The 21,411-nt window shown below is 70.1% G+C and carries 20 protein-coding genes; 18 read left to right on the forward strand and 2 right to left on the reverse strand.

Annotated features, from left to right (window positions below; translation table 11 throughout):
- Positions 1-57 precede the first annotated feature (57 nt).
- Positions 58-1,287 (reverse strand): DUF349 domain-containing protein, encoded by a 1,230-nt coding sequence (locus AQI88_RS12730; protein ID WP_066996793.1) that lies wholly within the window; start codon positions 1,285-1,287, stop codon positions 58-60.
- 153 nt (positions 1,288-1,440) lie between these two features.
- Positions 1,441-2,265, reverse strand: a complete 825-nt coding sequence (locus tag AQI88_RS12735; protein WP_066996796.1) for a peptidylprolyl isomerase — start codon at positions 2,263-2,265, stop codon at positions 1,441-1,443.
- Between the two features lie 179 nt (positions 2,266-2,444).
- Here AQI88_RS12735 and AQI88_RS12740 point away from each other — a divergent pair, with 179 nt between their 5' ends.
- From AQI88_RS12740 to nusB, 18 genes are all read left to right on the forward strand, one after another.
- The gene (locus tag AQI88_RS12740; RefSeq protein WP_066996798.1) at positions 2,445-3,155 is read left to right on the forward strand and encodes an MBL fold metallo-hydrolase; all 711 of its coding nucleotides are present in this window, start codon (positions 2,445-2,447) and stop codon (positions 3,153-3,155) included.
- Positions 3,156-3,167: 12 nt separating this feature from the next.
- Entirely contained in the window at positions 3,168-4,430 is a 1,263-nt protein-coding gene (hisS, locus tag AQI88_RS12745; RefSeq protein ID WP_066996801.1) for a histidine--tRNA ligase, read from the forward strand.
- 205 nt (positions 4,431-4,635) lie between these two features.
- Positions 4,636-5,292, forward strand: coding sequence for a vitamin K epoxide reductase family protein (locus AQI88_RS12750; protein WP_066996804.1), 657 nt, complete (start codon positions 4,636-4,638; stop codon positions 5,290-5,292).
- Between the two features lie 74 nt (positions 5,293-5,366).
- Positions 5,367-6,722, forward strand: coding sequence for a replication-associated recombination protein A (locus tag AQI88_RS12755; protein WP_066996807.1), 1,356 nt, complete (start codon positions 5,367-5,369; stop codon positions 6,720-6,722).
- Positions 6,723-7,061: 339 nt separating this feature from the next.
- A complete protein-coding gene (gene rpsD / locus AQI88_RS12760) occupies positions 7,062-7,676 on the forward strand; it encodes a 30S ribosomal protein S4 (RefSeq protein WP_066996810.1) in 615 nt (204 codons plus the stop codon).
- Positions 7,677-8,386: 710 nt separating this feature from the next.
- Positions 8,387-8,833, forward strand: coding sequence for a DUF948 domain-containing protein (locus AQI88_RS12765; RefSeq protein ID WP_066996813.1), 447 nt, complete (start codon positions 8,387-8,389; stop codon positions 8,831-8,833).
- A 9-nt stretch (positions 8,834-8,842) separates the two neighbouring features.
- Entirely contained in the window at positions 8,843-9,190 is a 348-nt protein-coding gene (locus tag AQI88_RS12770; RefSeq protein WP_066996815.1) for a hypothetical protein, read from the forward strand.
- A complete protein-coding gene (alaS, locus tag AQI88_RS12775) occupies positions 9,190-11,862 on the forward strand; it encodes an alanine--tRNA ligase (protein ID WP_066996818.1) in 2,673 nt (890 codons plus the stop codon). Before AQI88_RS12770 ends, alaS begins: the two co-directional genes overlap by 1 nt.
- A 25-nt stretch (positions 11,863-11,887) precedes the next feature.
- Positions 11,888-12,352 carry a Holliday junction resolvase RuvX gene (gene ruvX, locus AQI88_RS12780; RefSeq protein WP_066996821.1) on the forward strand — a complete coding sequence of 155 codons (465 nt, stop codon included), beginning with the start codon at positions 11,888-11,890 and terminating at the stop codon, positions 12,350-12,352.
- A 122-nt stretch (positions 12,353-12,474) separates the two neighbouring features.
- Positions 12,475-14,154, forward strand: a complete 1,680-nt coding sequence (gene mltG / locus AQI88_RS12785) for an endolytic transglycosylase MltG (RefSeq protein ID WP_208615770.1) — start codon at positions 12,475-12,477, stop codon at positions 14,152-14,154.
- A 138-nt stretch (positions 14,155-14,292) separates the two neighbouring features.
- Positions 14,293-15,132 (forward strand): shikimate dehydrogenase, encoded by an 840-nt coding sequence (locus AQI88_RS12790; protein WP_066996829.1) that lies wholly within the window; start codon positions 14,293-14,295, stop codon positions 15,130-15,132.
- A gap of 165 nt (positions 15,133-15,297) precedes the next feature.
- Positions 15,298-16,482, forward strand: a complete 1,185-nt coding sequence (gene aroC, locus AQI88_RS12795; RefSeq protein WP_066996832.1) for a chorismate synthase — start codon at positions 15,298-15,300, stop codon at positions 16,480-16,482.
- 5 nt (positions 16,483-16,487) lie between these two features.
- Positions 16,488-16,997, forward strand: coding sequence for a shikimate kinase (locus AQI88_RS12800; protein ID WP_107118536.1), 510 nt, complete (start codon positions 16,488-16,490; stop codon positions 16,995-16,997).
- Positions 16,994-18,085 carry a 3-dehydroquinate synthase gene (gene aroB, locus AQI88_RS12805; protein ID WP_066996839.1) on the forward strand — a complete coding sequence of 364 codons (1,092 nt, stop codon included), beginning with the start codon at positions 16,994-16,996 and terminating at the stop codon, positions 18,083-18,085. The genes AQI88_RS12800 and aroB overlap by 4 nt, the downstream gene beginning before the upstream one ends.
- Before the next feature lie 165 nt (positions 18,086-18,250).
- Positions 18,251-19,066 carry a Pro-rich N-terminal domain-containing protein gene (locus tag AQI88_RS12810; protein ID WP_066997186.1) on the forward strand — a complete coding sequence of 272 codons (816 nt, stop codon included), beginning with the start codon at positions 18,251-18,253 and terminating at the stop codon, positions 19,064-19,066.
- Positions 19,067-19,216: 150 nt separating this feature from the next.
- Complete coding sequence (locus tag AQI88_RS12815; RefSeq protein WP_066996842.1) at positions 19,217-20,323, forward strand: aminopeptidase P family protein; 1,107 nt, start codon at positions 19,217-19,219, stop codon at positions 20,321-20,323.
- Between the two features lie 57 nt (positions 20,324-20,380).
- Positions 20,381-20,947 (forward strand): elongation factor P, encoded by a 567-nt coding sequence (gene efp, locus AQI88_RS12820; protein WP_066996845.1) that lies wholly within the window; start codon positions 20,381-20,383, stop codon positions 20,945-20,947.
- A 2-nt stretch (positions 20,948-20,949) separates the two neighbouring features.
- Positions 20,950-21,384: a transcription antitermination factor NusB gene (gene nusB, locus AQI88_RS12825; RefSeq protein WP_066996848.1), complete on the forward strand. Its 435-nt coding sequence runs from the start codon at positions 20,950-20,952 to the stop codon at positions 21,382-21,384.
- The last annotated feature ends 27 nt before the right edge of the window (positions 21,385-21,411 follow it).

A 21,411-nucleotide genomic window follows, 5' to 3' on the forward strand; every position in this document is an offset into this window, starting at 1 on the left:
ACGCAGAAGGGCCCCGTACGCAGCGTACGGGGCCCTTCTGCGCGTGAGAGGCGGGGATCAGCCGCCGAACTCCTGCAGACCCTTCAGAGCCTGGTCCAGGAGCGCCTGGCGGCCCTCCAGCTCCCGCTCCAGCTTGTCGGCCTTGGCGTTGTTGCCCTGGGCACGCGCCTGCTCGATCTGCGCCCTCAGCTTGTCCACGGCGGCCTGCAGCTGACCGGTCAGACCCTCGGCACGCGCGCGTGCCTCCGGGTTCGTCCGGCGCCACTCGGCCTCCTCGGCCTCCTGGATGGCCCGCTCGACCGTGTGCATCCGGCCCTCGACCTTCGGACGCGCATCCCGCGGGACGTGGCCGATGGCCTCCCAGCGCTCGTTGATCGAACGGAACGCGGCCCGGGCGCCCTTCAGGTCCGTGATCGGCAGGAGCTTCTCGGCCTCCTCGGCCAGCTCCTCCTTGAGCTTCAGGTTCTCCGACTGCTCGGCGTCCCGCTCGGCGAAGACCGAGCTGCGGGCGGCGAAGAACACGTCCTGGGCGCCGCGGAAGCGGTTCCACAGGTCGTCCTCGTGCTCGCGCTGGGCGCGGCCCGCGGCCTTCCACTCCGCCATCAGCTCGCGGTAGCGGGCCGCCGTCGGACCCCAGTCCGCCGAGCCGGACAGCGTCTCGGCCTCGGCGACCAGCCGCTCCTTGGTCTTGCGGGCCTCCTCGCGCTGCGCGTCGAGCTGCGCGAAGTGCGCCTTGCGGCGCTTGGAGAACGCCGACCGGGCGTGCGAGAAGCGGTGCCACAGTTCGTCGTCGGACTTGCGGTCCAGACGCGGCAGCCCCTTCCAGGTGTCCACGAGGGCGCGCAGCCGCTCACCGGCGGCACGCCACTGGTCGGACTGCGCCAGCTGCTCCGCCTCGGTGACCAAGTCCTCCTTGGACTTGCGGGCCTCGTCGGACTGCTTGGCACGCTGCGCCTTGCGCTCCTCACGCCGGGCCTCGACCGTCGCCACGAGCTTGTCGAGGCGGGTCCGCAGCGCCTCCAGGTCGCCGACCGCGTGGTGCGCGTCCACCTGCTCGCGCAGGTGGCCGATCGCGGTCTGGGCGTCCTTCGCCGACAGGTCGGTGGTCTGTACTCGCTTCTCGAGGAGGCCGATCTCGACAACCAGGCCCTCGTACTTGCGCTCGAAGTAGGCAAGCGCCTCCTCAGGGGAGCCGGCCGCCCAGGAACCGACGACCTGCTCGCCGTCGGCCGTACGCACGTACACGGTCCCCGTCTCGTCGACGCGGCCCCACGGGTCGCTGCTCACAGCGCCTCCTCCACATGATGCCTGCGGGGGGCCTCAGCACCCCCGGGCATCGTCCACAGTTTCGTCACGGCCAACATAGGCGACCAGCGGGTTGCCTGTCCGCATCCAGCGCGACCGAATTCCGCAGCTGGCCGTCTGAGCGTTGCTACGACGTCAGGCCTTGGTGACCGTCGCCTTGTTGATCACGACCGTCGCGTTCGGGGCGCCGTCACCCTGGCCCGTGTTCTCGCCCGCGGCCGCGATCTTGTCCAGCACCTTCAGGCCCGCCGCGTCGATCGTGCCGAACGGCGTGTAGCTGGGCGGCAACGGACTGTCCTTGTAGACCAGGAAGAACTGGCTGCCGCCGGTGTGCTTCTGGCCGGTGTTGGCCATCGCCACCGTGCCCGCCGGGTACTTGTTGCCCTTCAGGCTCGAGTCCTTCAGGTTCTCGTCCGGGATCGTGTAGCCCGGGCCGCCGCTGCCGACGCCCGTCGGGTCGCCGCACTGCAGCACGTAGATGCCGTTCGTGGTCAGGCGGTGGCACTTGGTGTGGTCGAAGAAGCCCTTGCCCGCGAGGAAGTCGAACGAGTTCACCGTGTGCGGGGCCGCCGACGTCTTCAGCGCGATGCCGATGTCACCGCACGTCGTCGCGAGCTTCATCGTGTACTTCGCCGACGTGTCGATCGACATCGCCGGCTCCTGCTTCCAGCTCTGCTTCTTGATCGAGCCCGCGGCCGGCTTCTCGCACGGGTCCGGCGCCTTGCTGCTGGGGCTCGCGCTGGGCGTGGTCTCGGAGCTCGCGTTGGTCTTCTTGTCGTCGCTGTTCTTCAGCACACCGGTCGTGTACAGCGCGACACTACCGATCACGACCACGCCGAGTACCGACGCGATCACGGAGTTGCGCATGCGTGCCTTGCGCCGCGCGCTGGTGCGCCGCTGCTGCTGCCGCAAGAACTTCTCCCGGGCGAGCTGACGCCGCCGCTGCTCCTGGCTGACCACCGGGTTCTCTCCTCATGCGTGTCGTGTGTCGACCGGTACGCGTGCGTCCTGTGAGCCGACAGCCGCTTGTAGCCCCGTACCGTATATGGGTTCGCTGAGGAAACGGCAGCGCCGGTAGGCTCTGGACCACAGGCTGACCGCTCGCAAGCCCTCCCGTATCGACACAACGAAGGACGATCGTGCTCATTGCCGGGTTCCCCGCCGGGGCCTGGGGGACGAACTGTTATCTCGTCGCCCCCGCCGCCGGTGAGGAGTGCGTGATCATCGACCCGGGCCACCAGGCCGCCCAAGGCGTCGAGGATGCGCTGAAGAAGCATCGGCTCAAGCCCGTCGCCGTCGTCCTCACCCACGGCCACATCGACCACGTGGCCTCGGTCGTCCCCGTGTGCGGCGCACACGGCGTACCGGCCTGGATCCACCCCGAGGACCGGTACATGATGAGCGACCCCGAGAAGGCGCTCGGCCGGTCCCTCGGCATGCCGCTGATGGGTGAGCTGACCGTGGGGGAGCCGGACGACGTCAAGGAGCTGACCGACGGCGCCCGCCTCGAGCTGGCCGGGCTGGAGTTCTCCGTCGCGCACGCACCGGGCCATACCAAGGGGTCGGTGACCTTCCGGATGCCCGAGACCGCGGAGATCCCTTCGGTCTTCTTCTCCGGGGATCTGCTGTTCGCCGGCTCCATCGGACGCACCGATCTGCCGGGTGGCTCCATGGAGGACATCCTCGACTCGCTGGCCCGTGTGTGCCTGCCGCTCGAGGACTCCACCGTGGTGCTCTCCGGCCACGGCCCCCAGACGACCATCGGCCAGGAGCGCGCCACCAACCCCTACCTGCGGCAGGTGGCGGCCGGCCTGGGAGCGAATGTCGACGCTCCCCGACGAGGAATGTGACGAGAGACCTCCGTGAGTACCTTTCAGGCCCCCAAGGGCACGTACGACCTGATTCCGCCGGACTCCGCCAAGTACCTTGCGGTCCGCGAGGCGATCGCGGCCCCGCTGCGCAATTCCGGCTACGGCTACATCGAAACCCCCGGCTTCGAGAACGTCGAACTCTTTGCACGCGGTGTCGGTGAGTCCACCGACATCGTCACCAAGGAGATGTACGTCTTCGAGACCAAGGGCGGCGACAGGCTGGCCCTGCGCCCGGAGACGACCGCTCCCGTGCTGAGGGCGGTCCTGGAGGCCAACCTGCACAAGACGGGCAACCTGCCGGTCAAGGTCTGGTACTCGGGCTCGCAGTACCGCTACGAGCGCCCGCAGAAGGGCCGCTACAGGCACTTCTCCCAGGTCGGCGCCGAAGCGATCGGCGCCGAGGACCCGGCGCTGGACGCCGAGCTGATCATCCTGGCCGACCAGGCGTACCGCTCCCTGGGCCTCAGCAACTTCCGCATCCTGCTGAACAGCCTGGGCGACAAGGAGTGCCGGCCGCTGTACCGGGCAGCGCTCCAGGACTTCCTGCGCGGGCTCGACCTGGACGAGGACACCCGTCGGCGTGTCGACATCAACCCGCTCCGGGTCCTCGACGACAAGCGCGAGTCGGTCCAGAAGCAGCTCACCGGCGCGCCGCTGCTGCGCGACTACCTGTGCGACGCCTGCAAGGCGTACCACGAGGAGGTCCGCGAGCTGATCACGGCGGCGGGCGTGGTCTTCGAGGACGACCCGAAGCTGGTCCGAGGCCTGGACTACTACACCCGCACCACCTTCGAGTTCGTGCACGACGGTCTGGGCTCGCAGTCCGCGGTGGGCGGCGGCGGCCGCTACGACGGCCTGTCGGAGATGATCGGCGGTCCCGAACTGCCGTCGGTGGGCTGGGCGCTCGGCGTCGACCGCACGATCCTCGCCCTGGAGGCCGAGGGCGTGGAGCTGAACATCCCGTCCTCGACCAGCATCTACGCGGTGCCGCTCGGCGAGGAGGCCCGCCGCGTGCTGTTCGCGAAGGTCACCGAGCTGCGCAAGGCCGGCGTCGCCGCGGACTTCTCCTACGGCGGCAAGGGCCTGAAGGGCGCCATGAAGAACGCCAACCGCAGCGGGGCCCGTTACGCGATCGTCGCCGGTGAGCGTGACCTCGCCGAGGGCGTCGTCCAGCTCAAGGACATGGAGTCCGGCGAGCAGACGGCGATCGGTGTGAACGAGATCGTCGCCGAGCTGGAGTCGCGGCTCGGCTAGCCGCACGCGCGCGTGGGCGCCGGCTGCTCCCTGAGGGGCGTCCGGCGCCCTTGTCGTAGGCGGTGCGCGCGCTGTCCGGAACCGAACAGACGGCACCGGTCATACGTACACCCTTATGCGGAGCGAACGGTGAACACCCGCGCGCGTACGGCACAATGACCCCAGCCCGAAGATGGTCCAACTCTCAAGTGACGGAATCGGCGTGATGAGCAAGACGACAGTCAAAGACGTCTCCACGGAGCCCGGGCCCGAGCGTGCCGCCGACGCACCCCGCACGGTGGGCGGCAGCCGCGCCTTCGCCCTGCTGCTGGTGATCAGCGGCGCGGCCGGACTGCTCGCCGCCTGGGTCATCACGATCGACAAGTTCAAGCTGCTGGAAGCCAAGGCCGCGGGCAAGACGTTCACCCCGGGGTGCAGCATCAACCCGGTCGTCTCCTGCGGCAGCGTCATGGAGAGCAAGCAGGCCGCCGTCTTCGGCTTCCCCAACCCGATGCTCGGCCTGGTCTGCTACGGCATCGTCATCTGCGTCGGCATGAGCCTGCTGACCCGCGCCCGCTTCCCCCGCTGGTACTGGCTGACCTTCAACTTCGGCACCCTCTTCGGCGTCGCCTTCTGCACCTGGCTGCAGTTCCAGTCCCTGTACGAGATCAACGCGCTGTGCCTGTGGTGCTCGCTGGCCTGGGTCGCCACGATCACCATGTTCTGGTACGTCACCTCGTTCAACGTCCGTAACGACTTCCTGCCCGCCCCGCGCCCCCTCAAGAACTTCCTCGGCGAGTTCACCTGGGTGCTCCCGGTCACGCACGTCGGCATCATCGCCATGCTGATCCTGACCCGGTGGGGCAGCCACCTCTGGGCCTGACCCGCGACCGCAGCGCTCCGGGCCCGGACGCCGGGCCCCACGGCGTTGTCAGTGCGGTGTCATAGGGTTTCAGCGTGGAGCCCGACCTGTTCACCGCCGCAGCAGAAGAACGCCAGGAGAAGGATCCGACCGGCAGTCCCCTGGCGGTCCGGATGCGCCCGCGCACCCTCGACGAGGTGGTGGGCCAGCAGCACCTGCTCAAGCCGGGATCCCCGCTGCGCAGACTGGTCGGCGAGGGCAACGGCGGCCCCGCCGGACCGTCCTCGGTGATCCTCTGGGGCCCGCCCGGCACCGGCAAGACGACCCTGGCGTACGTCGTCTCCAAGGCCACCAACAAGCGGTTCGTGGAGCTGTCCGCCATCACCGCGGGCGTCAAGGAGGTCCGCGCTGTCATCGACGGCGCCCGCCGCGCCACCGGCGGCTACGGCAAGGAGACCGTCCTCTTCCTGGACGAGATCCACCGCTTCAGCAAGGCCCAGCAGGACTCCCTGCTTCCCGCGGTCGAGAACCGCTGGGTGACCCTGATCGCGGCGACCACGGAGAACCCGTACTTCTCGGTGATCTCCCCGCTGCTCTCCCGCTCCCTGCTGCTCACCCTCGAACCCCTCACCGACGACGACATCCGCGGGCTGCTCCGCCGCGCCCTCGGCGACGAGCGTGGCCTGGGGGACGCCGTCGCCCTCCCCGAGGACACCGAGGAGCACCTGCTGCGCATCGCCGGCGGTGACGCCCGCCGCGCCCTGACCGCCCTGGAGGCCGCGGCCGGAGCCGCCCTCGACCAGGGCGAGTCCGAGATCAGCCTCCAGACCCTGGAGCAGACCGTCGACCGGGCCGCGGTGAAGTACGACCGGGACGGCGACCAGCACTACGACGTCGCCAGCGCCCTCATCAAGTCCATCCGCGGCTCCGACGTCGACGCCGCTCTGCACTATCTGGCCCGCATGATCGAGGCCGGCGAGGACCCCCGCTTCATCGCCCGCCGCCTGATGATCTCCGCCAGCGAGGACATCGGCCTGGCCGACCCGAACGCGCTGCCCATCGCGGTCGCGGCCGCCCAGGCCGTCGCCATGATCGGCTTCCCCGAGGCCGCCCTCACCCTCAGCCACGCCACCATCGCCCTGGCCCTGGCCCCCAAGTCCAACACCGCGACCACCGCGATCGGCGCCGCGCTGGACGACGTCCGCAAGGGCCTGGCCGGACCGGTCCCGCCGCACCTGCGGGACGGCCACTACAAGGGCGCCGCCAAACTCGGCCACGCCCAGGGGTACGTGTACCCGCACGACCTGCCCGAGGGCATCGCCCAGCAGCAGTACGCCCCGGACGCCCTCAAGGACCGCGAGTACTACACGCCGACCCGGCACGGAACAGAGGCGCGGTACGCGGACGCCGTGGAGTGGACGAGAAAGCACCTCGGTCGCAGGCGCTCCTGAGCACCCTGTAGACTGCCCCGAAGTGCTGAGTCCCGTGTCCGGCCCCTGGAAAGGTGCCGGCTCACCAGAGCGGGACATCCAGCCGGAACCCCGAAGCCGCAAGGCCCAGGGGATCCAGGAGCGTCGCGCACCGTCGAACGGTGTCGCGGGCAGCCCACCACCACCCGGAATCCCGGGAGAGGTCGGTGGGCCACTCGCGTGCTGCACGTATGTGCCCAGACCAGGGAACGGCTGCCCGGCCCGTCCGCGAGGACAGGCGGGGTCTCCCCGGCTGCGGATGCGACCTCCCCTAACCCTGGTGAAGCCGTATTCGCATAAGAAACACGAGGTGTCGGTTCCATGGCGAACCAGTCCCGCCCCAAGGTCAAGAAGTCGCGTGCCCTCGGCATCGCGCTGACCCCGAAGGCCGTCAAGTACTTCGAGGCCCGCCCCTACCCGCCGGGTGAGCACGGCCGCGGCCGCAAGCAGAACTCGGACTACAAGGTCCGTCTGCTCGAGAAGCAGCGTCTGCGCGCGCAGTACGACGTGTCCGAGCGCCAGCTCGTCCGCGCCTACGAGCGTGCCTCCAAGGTCCAGGGCAAGACCGGTGAGGCCCTGATCATCGAGCTCGAGCGCCGTCTCGACGCGCTGGTCCTGCGTTCGGGCATCGCCCGCACGATCTACCAGGCCCGCCAGATGGTCGTCCACGGCCACATCCAGGTCAACGGCCAGAAGGTCGACAAGCCGTCCTTCCGTGTCCGTCCGGACGACGTCGTGCAGGTCCGCGACCGCTCCAAGGACAAGACGCTCTTCCAGATCGCCCGTGAGGGTGGCTTCGCCCCCGACGGCGAGACCCCGCGCTACCTGCAGGTGAACCTCAAGGCCCTGGCGTTCCGCCTGGACCGCGAGCCGAACCGCAAGGAGATCCCGGTGATCTGCGACGAGCAGCTCGTCGTCGAGTACTACGCCCGCTGACCCCAGCCCGGCGTAGCACCTCAGCCCGCCGTCTCCCCGCCCTTCCGGGCGGGCGAGGCGGCGGGTTCGCGTTTTCCGGCGCCGCGCCGGCCCCTGCGACACCACCGCCTCCCGGTCCAGCCGCGCCCCCTGCCGTACGCACTCCTCGTACCGTTCGTCTCCCAGTGCCTCCCGCGCGCTCGTTTCGCAGGTCGTGCGGGGCGTTGTCATAGGCCGAGTCCGCGCCCGCAGCAGCCGCTCGGCGGTCGTGCACAGCTCATCGCTCCAGCCGATCACTGTGCGCAGCGTCTGGTGGCGGCCAGGGCGTCCCGGCCGCCGCCGGTGAGCAACCGGAACCGGCCGCCCTCGCGCGGACGTCGTCCCACGGCCAGGGTGGCACGACGGCCGGCCGGGACCTGCCCACTCCGCCGACCCCCGTCACGATCACCAGCCGGGCCGCCTCCATCGCCTCGGCCGGCGCGGCGAGTTCGGCCGAGCGCCTGAGGGAAGCGGTGAGTTCCGGGGGCAAGTCGCCGTCCGCCGGGGGCCGGGGCACCGAGGGCCCAGCCTGGGGCACGGAGCGTACTGAGGTGTGTTCATTGCGTACAATCGCTTCCCGAATCTCCGCCGTCCGCGGAGGGTAATCCGGTACGGAGTCCGATCCCTGGCGCGATAGGCTCGGTCCACGACTTTTCGATGCTCAGGCACGTTTCAGGGAGCGGGTGCGCACAGTGTCCGGTGGAGAGGTGGCCGGGATCCTGGTGGCCGTCTTCTGGGCGATCCTGGTCTCCTTCCTCGCAGTCGCTCTCGCGAGGCTGGCCCAGACGCTCAAGGCGACCACCAAGCTCGTCGCGGACGTGACCGACCAGGCCGTCCCGCTGCTCGCCGACGCCTCCACGGCCGTGCGTTCCGCGCAGACCCAGATCGACCGGGTCGACGCGATCGCCTCCGACGTCCAGGAGGTCACGTCGAACGCCTCCGCGCTCTCGACCACCGTCGCCTCCACCTTCGGCGGCCCGCTGGTCAAGGTCGCGGCCTTCGGCTACGGCGTCCGACGGGCCCTGGGCGGCCGCAAGGAGGACGTGCCCGCGAAGGCACCGAGGCGTACCGTGATCGTGGGCCGGACCGTCCCGGCTGCACGGCGGGCCAAGCGAAATCTCCGCGGAAAGAGGGACTGAGACCTAGCGATGTTCCGCCGTACGTTCTGGTTCACCACAGGTGTCGCCGCCGGCGTGTGGGCCACCACCAAGGTCAACCGCAAGCTGAAGCAGCTGACCCCGGAGAGCCTCGCCGCGACCGCGGCCAACAAGGCCCTGGAGACCGGTCAGCGCCTGAAGGACCGTGCGGTCGGCTTCGCGCTCGACGTCCGCGACAACATGGCGCAGCGGGAAGCCGAGCTGGGGGAGGCACTGGGCATCGACGCAGCCCCCGAACTGCCCGCACCCCGGCGCTACCCCGCCATCGAGAACGACCGCAGCAGCCCGAAGTACATCGAGAACACGACGTACTCGTACAACCGGAATGAGGACCACTGATGGAGTCGGCCGAGATTCGCCGCCGCTGGCTGAGCTTCTTCGAGGAGCGCGGGCACACCGTCGTCCCTTCGGCGTCGCTCATCGCGGACGACCCGACTCTGCTCCTCGTCCCCGCCGGCATGGTGCCCTTCAAGCCCTACTTCCTGGGTGAGGTCAAGCCCCCGTTCAGCCGCGCCACGAGCGTGCAGAAGTGCGTGCGCACGCCCGACATCGAAGAGGTCGGCAAGACCACCCGGCACGGCACGTTCTTCCAGATGTGCGGCAACTTCTCCTTCGGCGACTACTTCAAGGAAGGCGCCATCAAGCTCGCCTGGGAGCTGCTCACCACGCCCCAGGACAAGGGCGGTTACGGCCTCGACCCCGAGCGCCTGTGGATCACCGTCTACAAGGACGACGACGAGGCCGAGCGCATCTGGCACGAGGTCGTCGGCGTGCCGAAGGAGCGCATCCAGCGTCTCGGCATGAAGGACAACTACTGGTCCATGGGCGTCCCCGGCCCGTGCGGCCCCTGTTCCGAGATCAACTACGACCGCGGCCCCGAGTTCGGCGTCGAGGGCGGCCCCGCCGTCAACGACGAGCGGTACGTGGAGATCTGGAACCTCGTCTTCATGCAGTACGAGCGCGGCGAGGGCACCGGCAAGGACAACTTCGAGATCCTCGGCGACCTGCCGAGCAAGAACATCGACACGGGCCTCGGCATGGAGCGGCTCGCCATGATTCTGCAGGGCGTGCAGAACATGTACGAGATCGACACCTCCATGGCCGTCATCGAGAAGGCCACCGAGCTGACCGGCGTCCGCTACGGCGACGCCCACGGCTCGGACGTGTCCCTGCGTGTGGTCACCGACCACATGCGCACCGCCACCATGCTCATCGGCGACGGCGTCACCCCCGGCAACGAGGGCCGCGGCTACGTCCTGCGCCGCATCATGCGCCGCGCCATCCGCAACATGCGCCTGCTCGGCGCCACCGGTCCGGTCGTCAAGGACCTGATCGACGTCGTCATCGGCATGATGGGCCAGCAGTACCCGGAGCTGGTCACCGACCGCGAGCGCATCGAGAAGGTCGCCCTCGCCGAGGAGAACGCCTTCCTGAAGACGCTGAAGGCCGGCACCAACATCCTCGACACCGCCGTCACCGAGACCAAGCAGGCCGGCGCCTCGGTCCTGCCCGGCGACAAGGCGTTCCTGCTCCACGACACCTGGGGCTTCCCGATCGACCTCACCCTCGAGATGGCCGCCGAGCAGGGGCTGTCCGTGGACGAGGAGGGCTTCCGCCGCCTGATGAAGGAGCAGCGGGAGCGCGCCAAGGCCGACGCCCAGGCCAAGAAGACCGGCCACGCCGACATGGGCGCCTACCGCGAGATCGCCGACTCCGCCGGTGCCACGGACTTCATCGGCTACTCCGACACCGAGGGCGAGACCACGATCGTCGGCATCCTGGTCGACGGCGTCTCCTCCCCGGCCGCCACCGAGGGCGACGAGGTCGAGATCGTCCTCGACCGCACCCCGTTCTACGCCGAGGGCGGCGGCCAGATCGGCGACACCGGCCGGATCAAGGTCGACTCCGGTGCCGTGATCGAGGTCCGCGACTGCCAGAAGCCGGTCCCGGGCGTGTACGTCCACAAGGGCGTCGTCCAGGTCGGCGAGGTGACGGTCGGCGCCAAGGCCCATGCCTCGATCGACACCCGCCGTCGCAAGGCCATCGCCCGCGCCCACTCGGCCACCCACCTCACCCACCAGGCCCTGCGCGACGCCCTCGGTCCGACCGCCGCCCAGGCCGGTTCCGAGAACCAGCCCGGCCGCTTCCGCTTCGACTTCGGCTCCCCGTCCGCCGTGCCGACGGCCGTGATGACCGACGTCGAGCAGAAGATCAACGAGGTGCTCACGCGCGACCTCGACGTGCACGCCGAGATCATGGGCATCGACGAGGCCAAGAAGCAGGGCGCCATCGCCGAGTTCGGCGAGAAGTACGGCGAGCGCGTCCGCGTCGTGACCATCGGCGACTTCTCCAAGGAGCTGTGCGGCGGCACGCATGTGCACAACACCGCCCAGCTGGGCCTGGTGAAGCTGCTCGGCGAGTCCTCCATCGGCTCGGGTGTCCGTCGTATCGAGGCCCTCGTCGGTGTCGACGCCTACAACTTCCTCGCCCGCGAGCACACGGTCGTCGCCCAGATCCAGGAGCTGATCAAGGGCCGTCCGGAGGAGCTGCCGGAGAAGGTCTCCGCCATGCTCGGCAAGCTGAAGGATGCCGAGAAGGAGATCGAGAAGTTCCGTGCGGAGAAGGTGCTCCAGGCCGCCGCCGGTCTCGCCGGGTCCGCCAAGGACGTCCACGGTGTGGCCGTCGTCACCGGCCAGGTCCCGGACGGCACCACTCCGGACGACCTGCGCAAGCTGGTCCTCGACGTGCGCGGCCGGATCCAGGGCGGCCGGGCCGCCGTGGTCGCCCTCTTCACGGTCAACAACGGCAAGCCGCTGACCGTCATCGCCACCAACGAGGCCGCCCGCGAGCGCGGCCTCAAGGCCGGTGACCTGGTCCGCACCGCCGCCAAGACGCTCGGCGGCGGCGGTGGCGGCAAGCCGGACGTCGCCCAGGGCGGCGGCCAGAACCCGGCCGCCGTCGGTGAGGCCGTCGAGGCCGTCGAGCGTCTCGTCGCCGAGACCGCCAAGTGACAGCCGAGTAAGGAAACGGTCGGAAATGCGCAGAGGACGCCGACTCTCGATCGACGTCGGGGACGCCCGGATCGGGGTCGCCTCGTGTGACCCCGACGGGATCCTCGCCACCCCGGTGGAGACCGTCCCCGGCCGGGACATCCCGGCCGCCCACCGTCGGCTCAGGCAGCTGGTGGAGGAGTACGAACCGATCGAGGTCGTCGTCGGACTCCCTCGCTCCCTCAAGGGGGGCGAGGGCCCGGCCGCGCTGAAGGTCCGCACCTTCGCGCAGGAACTGGCCAAGGGCATCAACCCCGTGCCGGTCCGGCTGGTGGACGAGCGGATGACGACCGTGACGGCCAGTCAGGGGCTGCGTGCCTCGGGGGTGAAGTCCAAGAAGGGCCGCGCCGTCATCGACCAGGCCGCCGCCGTCATCATCCTGCAGCAGGCCCTGGAATCCGAACGGGTGTCAGGTAAAGCACCCGGCGAGGGCGTCGAAGTGGTCATCTGATCGCGATACGGTAACGTTCCGCGCGATGCGGCGGTGTTCGAACAGCCGCCGCACAGAGAGAGGCGGAACGGAAGCCGGCCCACCGGCCGCGTGACCGTCGGCCTCGCGGCTCTAGGGGATCGATGACTGAGTATGGCCGGGGCCCTGGCTCCGAACCGTGGCATCCGGAGGACCCGTTGCACGGGGACAGCGGATGGGGAGGACAGCAGACCCATGCGGGTCAGCAGTCCCCCTACGGCGGCCAGCCGCAGCAGCAGTACCCGCAGCCGCAGTACGGCGACTGGACCCAGGGGCAGCAGCCCGGGTACGACCAGCAGCAGTACCAGTACTACGACGAACAGGGCCCATTGCACTACGGCCAGCAGCACGCCGGCCAGGACCAGCAGTACGCGGCGCACACCCAGCAGCAGTACCACCAGGGTGGCTGGGACGCGACCGGTACCCACGGTCACGTCCCGTACGCCGCAGACCCCGGCGACCCCTACGGCCAGCAGCCCGTGGCCTACGGCGGAGAACAGCCCGACTTCTACGGCACCGAGGACGCCTACCCGCCTCCCGTGCCGCCCGGCCGCAGGAGCCCCGAGCCGGAGCCGCAGCCGGAGCCCGCGGCCGAGGAGGACCACGCCTTCTTCGCGGGAGGCGGCGGCGATGACGAGGACACCGACGACGAGGCCGAGAGCCGCCGTGGTGACCGGCGCGGCAGGAAACCGGCCAAGGACAAGAAACGGCGCACCGGCTGCGCGTGCATGGTGGTGGTGCTCGTCTTCGGTGGTGGTCTCGGCGGAGTCGGATATTTCGGGTACAAGTTCTACCAAAATCGTTTCGGCGCGTCCCCGGACTATGCGGGCAGCGGCAATGGCGAGCAGGTCACGGTTGCCATCCCGCAGGGCGCCGGCGGCTGGGCGATCGGGGCAAAACTAAAAGAAGCGGGCGTCGTCGAGAGCGCGGCCGCATTCGTCTCCGCACTGCAGGCGAACCCCAGGGGCAAGTCCCTCCAGGACGGTGTCTACACACTGGAGAAGCAGATGTCCGCCGCGAGCGCGGTGGAATTGATGCTCAGCCCGAAGAGCCGCAGCAACCTGATCATTGCCGAGGGTCTGCGCAACACGGCGGTCTACGGCCTCATCGACAAACGCCTCGGAGTGGCGACAGGCACCACGGCGCGCATCGCGAAGCAGGAGTACAAGCACCTCGGTCTGCCCGCCTGGGCGGTGAACCACCCGAGTCTCAAGGACCCGCTGGAAGGCTTCCTTTATCCCTCCAGCTATGCGGTCACCAAGGGCCAGAAACCCGAGGCCGTCCTCAAGGACATGGTGTCCCAGGCCACTGCCAAGTACCAGGAGCTGGGTCTGGAGAAGAAGGCGAAGGCGCTCGGCCTCGACAGCCCGTGGCAACTGCTCACGGTGGCGAGCCTGGTGCAGGCCGAGGGCACGAGCCACGACGACTTCCGCAAGATGGCCGAGGTCGTCTACAACCGCCTGGAGCCGGACAACCCGCAGACCTACGGGCGGCTGGAGTTCGACTCGACGTACAACTACGTGAAGAACCAGAGCAAGATCGATCTGGGTATCGCCGAGCTGCGCAAGTACGACAACCCCTACAACACGTACTTCTCCAAGGGGCTGACGCCCGGCCCGATCGACAACCCCGGCGAGGAGGCGCTCAAGGGCGCGCTCGACCCGACGCACGACGGTTGGTACTACTTCATCTCGATGGACGGCAAGACCAGCAAGTTCACGAAAACGCTCGCGGAACACGAGAAGCTGGTCAACGAGTGGAATGCGGCGAGGAACAAGAACTGACGGGCTCGTGGCCTCGTTGTTCTCCCGTCCGATGAGTGGTGATTTCCCGATCCGGCTTGGTGGGCGCCCGAGAGATGGGCAAGGATCGAATGCGCGCAGACGTACAGTGGATCCGCGCAGGCTCAAGGACAGGTTTCCATGGTATCGAAGGTAGTTGACGCCCGCCGGGCCGCCGTGCTCGGTTCGCCGATCGCCCATTCCCTCTCCCCGGTGCTGCACCGGGCGGCCTACGACGCACTCGGGCTCACCGACTGGTCGTACGACCGCTTCGAGATGGACGAGGCCGCCCTGCCCGGCTTCCTCGAGAAGCTCGGTCCGGAGTGGGCGGGGCTGTCGCTGACCATGCCGCTGAAGCGGGCGGTCATTCCGCTGGTGGACGAGATCAGCGAGACGGCCGCATCGGTCGACGCCGTCAACACGGTGGTCTTCGCCGAGGACGGGCGCCGCATCGGCGACAACACCGACATCCCGGGCATGGTGGCCGCGCTGCGCGAGCACGGCATCGAACAGGTCGACTCCGCGGCGATCCTCGGCGCCGGCGCCACCGCCTCCTCCGCGCTGGCCGCCCTGGCCCGGATCTGCACCGGCGAGGTCGTCGCCTATGTGCGCAGCGAGACCCGCGCCGCCGAGATGCGCCAGTGGGGCGAACGGCTCGACGTCGACGTCCGCACGGCGGACTGGTCGGACGCGGCACAGGCCCTGCGCGCCCCCCTGGTGATCGCCACCACCCCCGCCGGTACGACCGACGCCCTCGCCGCCGCCGTACCCGAGCGGCCCGCCACCCTCTTCGACGTGCTCTACGACCCCTGGCCCACCGAGCTCGCGGCCCGCTGGTCCATGTTCGGCGGCGCCGTCGTCAGCGGCCTCGATCTCCTGGTCCACCAGGCCGTCCTCCAGGTCGAGCAGATGACCGGCCGCTCCCCGGTGCCCCTGGAGGCCATGCGACGCGCCGGGGAGAAGGCGCTCGCCGCCCGCTGAACGCCCACCTGCGCGTCCGCCTGCTGGACCAGCGACCGGACACCCGCCCCGGACGTGGGAGGATCGTAGGTGGCGGGCCGGGGTCGCGCACCCGGTCGCGCAGTCGCCGTACGCGAGGACGTGCGTACGCAGGGCAGTACCGGGCGCGAACACTGAGGAGCACCGTTGAGCAGGCTGCGTTGGCTGACCGCGGGGGAGTCCCACGGTCCCGCACTTGTCGCGACGCTGGAGGGCCTTCCCGCCGGCGTGCCGATCACCACGGAGATGGTGGCGGACCACCTGGCGAGGCGACGGCTCGGCTATGGCCGCGGTGCGCGGATGAAGTTCGAGCGCGACGAGATCACCTTCCTGGGCGGCGTCCGGCACGGACTCACCCTCGGCTCCCCGGTCGCGATCATGGTGGGCAACACCGAGTGGCCCAAGTGGGAGCAGGTCATGGCGGCCGACCCGGTCGACCCCGAGATCCTCGGCGGCCTCGCCCGCAACGCGCCGCTGACCCGGCCCCGGCCCGGCCACGCCGACCTCGCCGGCATGCAGAAGTACGGCTTCGACGAGGCCCGGCCGATCCTGGAGCGCGCCTCCGCCCGTGAGACCGCCGCCCGCGTGGCACTCGGCGCCGTCGCCCGGTCGTACCTGAAGGAGACGGCCGGCATCGAGATCGTCTCCCACGTCGTGGAGCTGGCCTCCGCCAGGGCGCCCTACGGCGTCTACCCGACCCCGGCCGACGTCGAGAAGCTGGACGCCGACCCGGTGCGCTGCCTGGACGCGGACGCGTCGAAGGCGATGGTCGCCGAGATCGACCAGGCCCACAAGGACGGCGACACGCTCGGCGGTGTGGTCGAGGTACTGGCCTACGACGTCCCGGTCGGCCTCGGCTCGCATGTGCACTGGGACCGCCGGCTGGACGCCCGCCTGGCCGCCGCCCTCATGGGCATCCAGGCGATCAAGGGCGTCGAGGTCGGCGACGGCTTCGAGCTGGCCCGCGTGCCCGGCTCCCAGGCGCACGACGAGATCCTCACCACCCCCGACGGGATCAAGCGGGCCACCGGCCGCTCCGGCGGTACCGAGGGCGGCCTGACCACCGGCGAGCTGCTGCGCGTGCGCGCCGCGATGAAGCCGATCGCGACCGTGCCCCGGGCCCTGAAGACCGTCGACGTCTCCACCGGTGAGGAGGCCCAGGCCCACCACCAGCGCTCCGATGTCTGCGCCGTCCCGGCCGCCGGTATCGTCGCGGAGGCCATGGTGGCGCTGGTCCTCGCCGACGCGGTCGCCGAGAAGTTCGGCGGCGACTCCGTCCCCGAGACCCGCCGCAACGTGCAGTCCTACCTCGACAACCTCCAGATCCGGTGACCGCGATGCCTGCGGTCGTCCTGGTCGGCCCGATGGGCGTGGGCAAGTCCACCGTCGGGCGGCAGCTGGCCGAGCGGCTCGGGGTCGGCTACCGGGACACCGACGACGACATCGTCGCCGCCGAGGGCCGCACCATCGCCGAGATCTTCGTGGACGACGGCGAGTCCGCCTTCCGTGCGATCGAGAAGCGGGCGGTGTACACCGCTCTCGCCGAGCACGAGGGCGTTCTCGCGCTCGGCGGCGGCGCGATCCTGGACGCGGACACGCGCGCGGTGCTGGCCGGGCACCGCGTGGTCTACCTCTCCATGGACGTGGAGGAGGCGGTCAAGCGCACCGGCCTCAACGCGGCCCGCCCGCTGCTCGCCGTCAACCCGCGCAAGCAGTGGCGCGAGCTGATGGAGGCCCGCCGTCACCTGTACGAGGAGGTCGCCGCCGCCGTCGTACCGACCGACGGCCGCACCCCCGAAGAGGTCACCCAAGCAGCGCTGGACGCACTGGAGTTGAAAGAAGCATGAGCAAGGCAGTCACCCGGATCCAGGTCGCCGGCACCGCGGGCACCGAGCCCTACGAGGTGCTGGTCGGCCGGCAGCTCCTGGGCGAACTGGGCGGGCTGATCGGCCACAAGGCCAAGCGCGTCGCCGTGATCCACCCGGAGGCCCTGGCCGAGACCGGTGACGCGCTCCGCGCCGACCTGGCCGAGCAGGGCTACGAGGCCGTCGCCATCCAGGTGCCCAACGCCGAGGAGGCCAAGACCGCCGAGGTCGCCGCCTACTGCTGGAAGGCGCTCGGGCAGTCCGGCTTCACCCGCACCGACGTGATCGTCGGCGTCGGCGGCGGCGCGACCACGGACCTGGCCGGGTTCGTGGCGGCGACCTGGCTGCGCGGGGTGCGCTGGATCGCCATCCCCACCACCGTGCTCGCCATGGTCGACGCGGCCGTCGGCGGCAAGACCGGCATCAACACCGCCGAGGGCAAGAACCTGGTGGGCGCCTTCCACCCGCCGGCCGGTGTCCTGTGCGACCTGGCCGCGCTGGATTCGCTGCCGGTCAACGACTACGTCTCCGGCCTCGCGGAGGTCATCAAGGCCGGCTTCATCTCCGACCCCGTGATCCTCGACCTGATCGAGTCCGACCCCGAGGCCGCCCGGACCCCGGCGGGCCCGCACACGGCCGAGCTGATCGAGCGCTCTATCCGGGTGAAGGCCGACGTCGTCTCCTCCGACCTGAAGGAATCCGGTCTGCGGGAGATGCTCAACTACGGCCACACCCTCGGCCACGCCATCGAGAAGAACGAGCGCTACAAGTGGCGGCACGGTGCGGCGGTCGCGGTCGGCATGCACTTCGCCGCCGAACTCGGCCGCCTGGCGGGCCGGCTGGACGACGCGACGGCGGACCGCCACCGCACGGTCCTGGAGTCGGTCGGCCTGCCCCTGCACTACCGCTACGACCAGTGGCCCAAGCTGCTGGAGACGATGAAGGTCGACAAGAAGTCCCGCGGCGACCTGCTGCGCTTCGTCGTCCTGGACGGCCTGGCCAAGCCCACCGTCCTGGAGGGCCCGGACCCCGCCGTCCTGCTCGCCGCCTACGGAGAAGTGGGCCAGTAAGTACCCCGCTGTTCCTTCTGCCCGATTCCCTTGCCGGACCGGGCACTTCGGACCGCCCCCGGTCGTTTCACCAAACGACGACCGGGGGCGGTACCGTTCGGTAAGGAGCGGGCTCCGCACCCGCCTGCCAGCGCCAAATGTGTGTACGAGACGGAGTGGCAACGGATGCAGCACGCAGTGGGGTCTCCGCTGCCGCCGCCCCACCAGCCGGGGCAGGGACCGCACGTCGGCTGGGCGCCGGCCGCACACCACCCGGGCCCGCACCCGGGAGCCCCCCAGGGTCCCGCACCCGTACCCCCGCCGCCACCCGCGCCGGGCTTTGCGCCGGTACCCGACACCACCGGCCATGTACCGCTGCCGCCCGGCGGCCCGGTCGGCGCGCCCACCGCACCTCCGGCCGCTGTCCCGATCCCGGACCCGACGGCCACCACCCTGGCCGTGCTGCTGATCGGCCCCGCGGGCGCGGGCAAGACCAGCGTGGCCAAGTACTGGGCGACCCACCGCCGGGTGCCCACCGCCCACATCAGCCTGGACGACGTACGCGAATGGGTCCGCTCGGGCTACGCGAACCCGCAGTCGGGGTGGAACGACAACTCCGAGGCCCAGTACCGCCTCGCCCGCCGCACCTGCGGTTTCGCCGCCCGGAACTTCCTGGCCAACGGCATCTCCTGCATCCTGGACGACGCCGTCTTCCCGGACCGCCCCGTCGTGGGCCTCGGCGGCTGGAAGCGGCACGTCGGCCCCGGCCTGCTCCCGGTCGTCCTCCTCCCGGGCCTCGACATCGTCCTGGAGCGCAACGCCGAACGCAGCGGCAACCGCCGCCTCACCGACGAGGAGGTGGCCCGCATCCACGGCCGCATGGCCGGCTGGTACGGCTCGGGCCTCCCGATCATCGACAACTCCCAGCTGGACGTCCCCGGCACGGCCCGAGTACTGGACGACGTCCTGGCCAGAGCCATCGCAAGCCCCCCGAGCTGGTAAGCAAGCGGGGCCGGGAGATCCCCAGGGCGCGGGGAACTGCGCGATCAACCCCCACGACCCGCACCCGGCACACGACCGCACCACCCCCCACAGACCCCACTCGGCCCTCACCAATACGCACAACTCGGTCAAAACTCCTACGCTCATCTCATGTCAGAGGTGTACGCGACCCGCCGAGCCCGTCTCAGGGAACGCTGCAACGCGGCCGGCACCGCGGCAGCGCTCATCTCCCGCCCAGCCAACGTGCGCTACCTGGCGGGTGCCGCCCCCCGGTGCGCCGTCCTGCTCCTCGGCAAGTGCCAGGACCTGCTGGTGTGCGCCGTTCCACCGGAGGACCGGCCCGCAGAGGGCCGCCCCGACGAGGCATTGGCGCTGCACGTCCTTGCCTCACCCGGGGGCGACCCCGCCGTAGCGGCCGCCGATCTCGCCGCAGGCCAGGGCGCCGAATCCCTCGCGGTGGAGGAACACCACCTCACCGTCGCCCGCCACAGAGCACTCTCCTCCGTCGCCCCCAGGCTGCGCCTCGCCGACCTGGGGGGAGCCGTCGAGCAGCTCAGAGTGGTCAAGGACGAGGAGGAGATTTCCTGCCTGCGGATCGGCTCCGAGATCGCCGACCAGGCGCTCGGCGAGCTGCTGGAGTCGATCCTGGTCGGCCGCACCGAGCGGCACCTCGCGCTGGAACTGGAGCGGCGGCTGGTCGACCACGGCGCCGACGGGCCCGCCTTCGCGACCTCCGTGGCCACCGGGCCGCACTCGGGGCGCCGCGGCCACCGCCCCACCGACCGCCGGGTGGAGGAGGGTGACTTCCTCTCCGTCTGCCTCGGCGCCACCTACCGCGGCTACCGCTGCGAGATCGGCCGTACCTTCGTCATTGGCACCTCGCCCGCCGACTGGCAGATCGAGCTGTACGACCTCGTCTTCGCCGCCCAGCGCGCCGGACGCGAGTCCCTGGCGCCCGGCGCGGCCTACCGTGATGTGGACCGCGCGGCACGCCAGGTGCTGGACTCCGCGGGCTATGCGGAGGCCCTGCCACCGCTCACCGGACACGGCGTCGGACTCGAAATCGACGAGGACCCGCAGCTGGCCCCCGCAGCCATGGGTAAACTGGACGCTTGCGTGCCGGTCACCGTCGAACCGGGGGTCCACCTCCCGGGCCGGGGCGGCGTCCGGATCGATGACACGCTCGTCGTACGCCCCGAGGCGGACGGCGGACCCGAGCTACTCACCATCACGACCAAGGAGCTGCTCGCGCTCTAGCCTCGCGCTGTGCGCATGCCACCCGGGTCGTACGTCAGTCCAGGAGATTCCGCAACCGTGGCTTCCACGAACGACCTCAAGAACGGCATGGTGCTCAAGCTCGAAGGCGGCCAGCTCTGGTCCGTCGTCGAGTTCCAGCACGTCAAGCCTGGCAAGGGCCCGGCCTTCGTGCGCACCAAGCTGAAGAACGTGCTGTCCGGCAAGGTGGTCGACAAGACCTTCAACGCCGGCGTCAAGGTCGAGACCGCCACTGTCGACAAGCGCGACATGCAGTTCTCGTACATGGACGGCGAGTACTTCGTCTTCATGGACATGCAGACCTACGACCAGCTGCACATCGACCGGAAGGCCGTCGGCGACGCCGCGAACTTCCTGATCGAGGGTTTCACCGCCACCGTCGCGCAGCACGAGGGCGAGGTGCTCTTCGTCGAGCTCCCGGCCGCCGTCGAGCTCGTCATCCAGGAGACCGAGCCGGGCGTCCAGGGCGACCGCTCCACCGGTGGCACCAAGCCCGCCACCTTGGAGACCGGCCACCAGATCCAGGTCCCGCTCTTCATCACCACCGGTGAGAAGATCAAGGTCGACACCCGTACGAGCGACTACCTCGGCCGGGTGAACAGCTAACCGTGGCTGCTCGCAACACGGCCCGCAAGCGCGCCTTCCAGATCCTCTTCGAGGGCGACCAGCGCGGCGCCGACGTCCTGACGGTCCTCGCGGACTGGATCCGGCTCTCCCGGGCCGACACCCGGCAGCCGCCGGTGAGCGAGTACACGATGCAGCTGGTCGAGGGCTACGCGGAGCACGCGCAGCGCATCGACGAGCTGATCGCCCAGTACGCGGTCGGCTGGACGCTCGACCGGATGCCGGTCGTCGACCGCAACATCCTGCGCCTGGGCGCCTACGAGCTGATCTGGGTGGACGAGACCCCGGATGCCGTCGTCCTGGACGAGATGGTGCAGCTGGCCAAGGAGTTCTCCACGGACGAGTCGCCCTCGTTCGTCAACGGTCTCCTGGGCCGCCTGAAGGAACTGAAGCCTTCGCTCCGCCGCGACGAGGCGTGAGAGGCACCAGCGACACATCACGCCGGA

Origin of the sequence: Streptomyces cellostaticus (assembly GCF_001513965.1) — a bacterium.
GTDB lineage: Bacteria > Actinomycetota > Actinomycetes > Streptomycetales > Streptomycetaceae > Streptomyces > Streptomyces cellostaticus.

Excerpts from the sequence above, each read along its gene's own strand:
- AQI88_RS12750 (WP_066996804.1), top strand. The coding sequence starts at position 4,636 with ATGAGCAAGACGACAGTCAAAGACGTCTCCACGGAGCCCGGGCCCGAG.
- rpsD (WP_066996810.1), top strand. The coding sequence starts at position 7,062 with ATGGCGAACCAGTCCCGCCCCAAGGTCAAGAAGTCGCGTGCCCTCGGC.
- AQI88_RS12770 (WP_066996815.1), top strand. The coding sequence starts at position 8,843 with ATGTTCCGCCGTACGTTCTGGTTCACCACAGGTGTCGCCGCCGGCGTG.
- alaS (WP_066996818.1), top strand. The coding sequence starts at position 9,190 with ATGGAGTCGGCCGAGATTCGCCGCCGCTGGCTGAGCTTCTTCGAGGAG.
- ruvX (WP_066996821.1), top strand. The coding sequence starts at position 11,888 with ATGCGCAGAGGACGCCGACTCTCGATCGACGTCGGGGACGCCCGGATC.
- mltG (WP_208615770.1), top strand. The coding sequence starts at position 12,475 with ATGACTGAGTATGGCCGGGGCCCTGGCTCCGAACCGTGGCATCCGGAG.
- AQI88_RS12790 (WP_066996829.1), top strand. The coding sequence starts at position 14,293 with ATGGTATCGAAGGTAGTTGACGCCCGCCGGGCCGCCGTGCTCGGTTCG.
- AQI88_RS12800 (WP_107118536.1), top strand. The coding sequence starts at position 16,488 with ATGCCTGCGGTCGTCCTGGTCGGCCCGATGGGCGTGGGCAAGTCCACC.
- aroB (WP_066996839.1), top strand. The coding sequence starts at position 16,994 with ATGAGCAAGGCAGTCACCCGGATCCAGGTCGCCGGCACCGCGGGCACC.
- AQI88_RS12810 (WP_066997186.1), top strand. The coding sequence starts at position 18,251 with ATGCAGCACGCAGTGGGGTCTCCGCTGCCGCCGCCCCACCAGCCGGGG.
- AQI88_RS12815 (WP_066996842.1), top strand. The coding sequence starts at position 19,217 with ATGTCAGAGGTGTACGCGACCCGCCGAGCCCGTCTCAGGGAACGCTGC.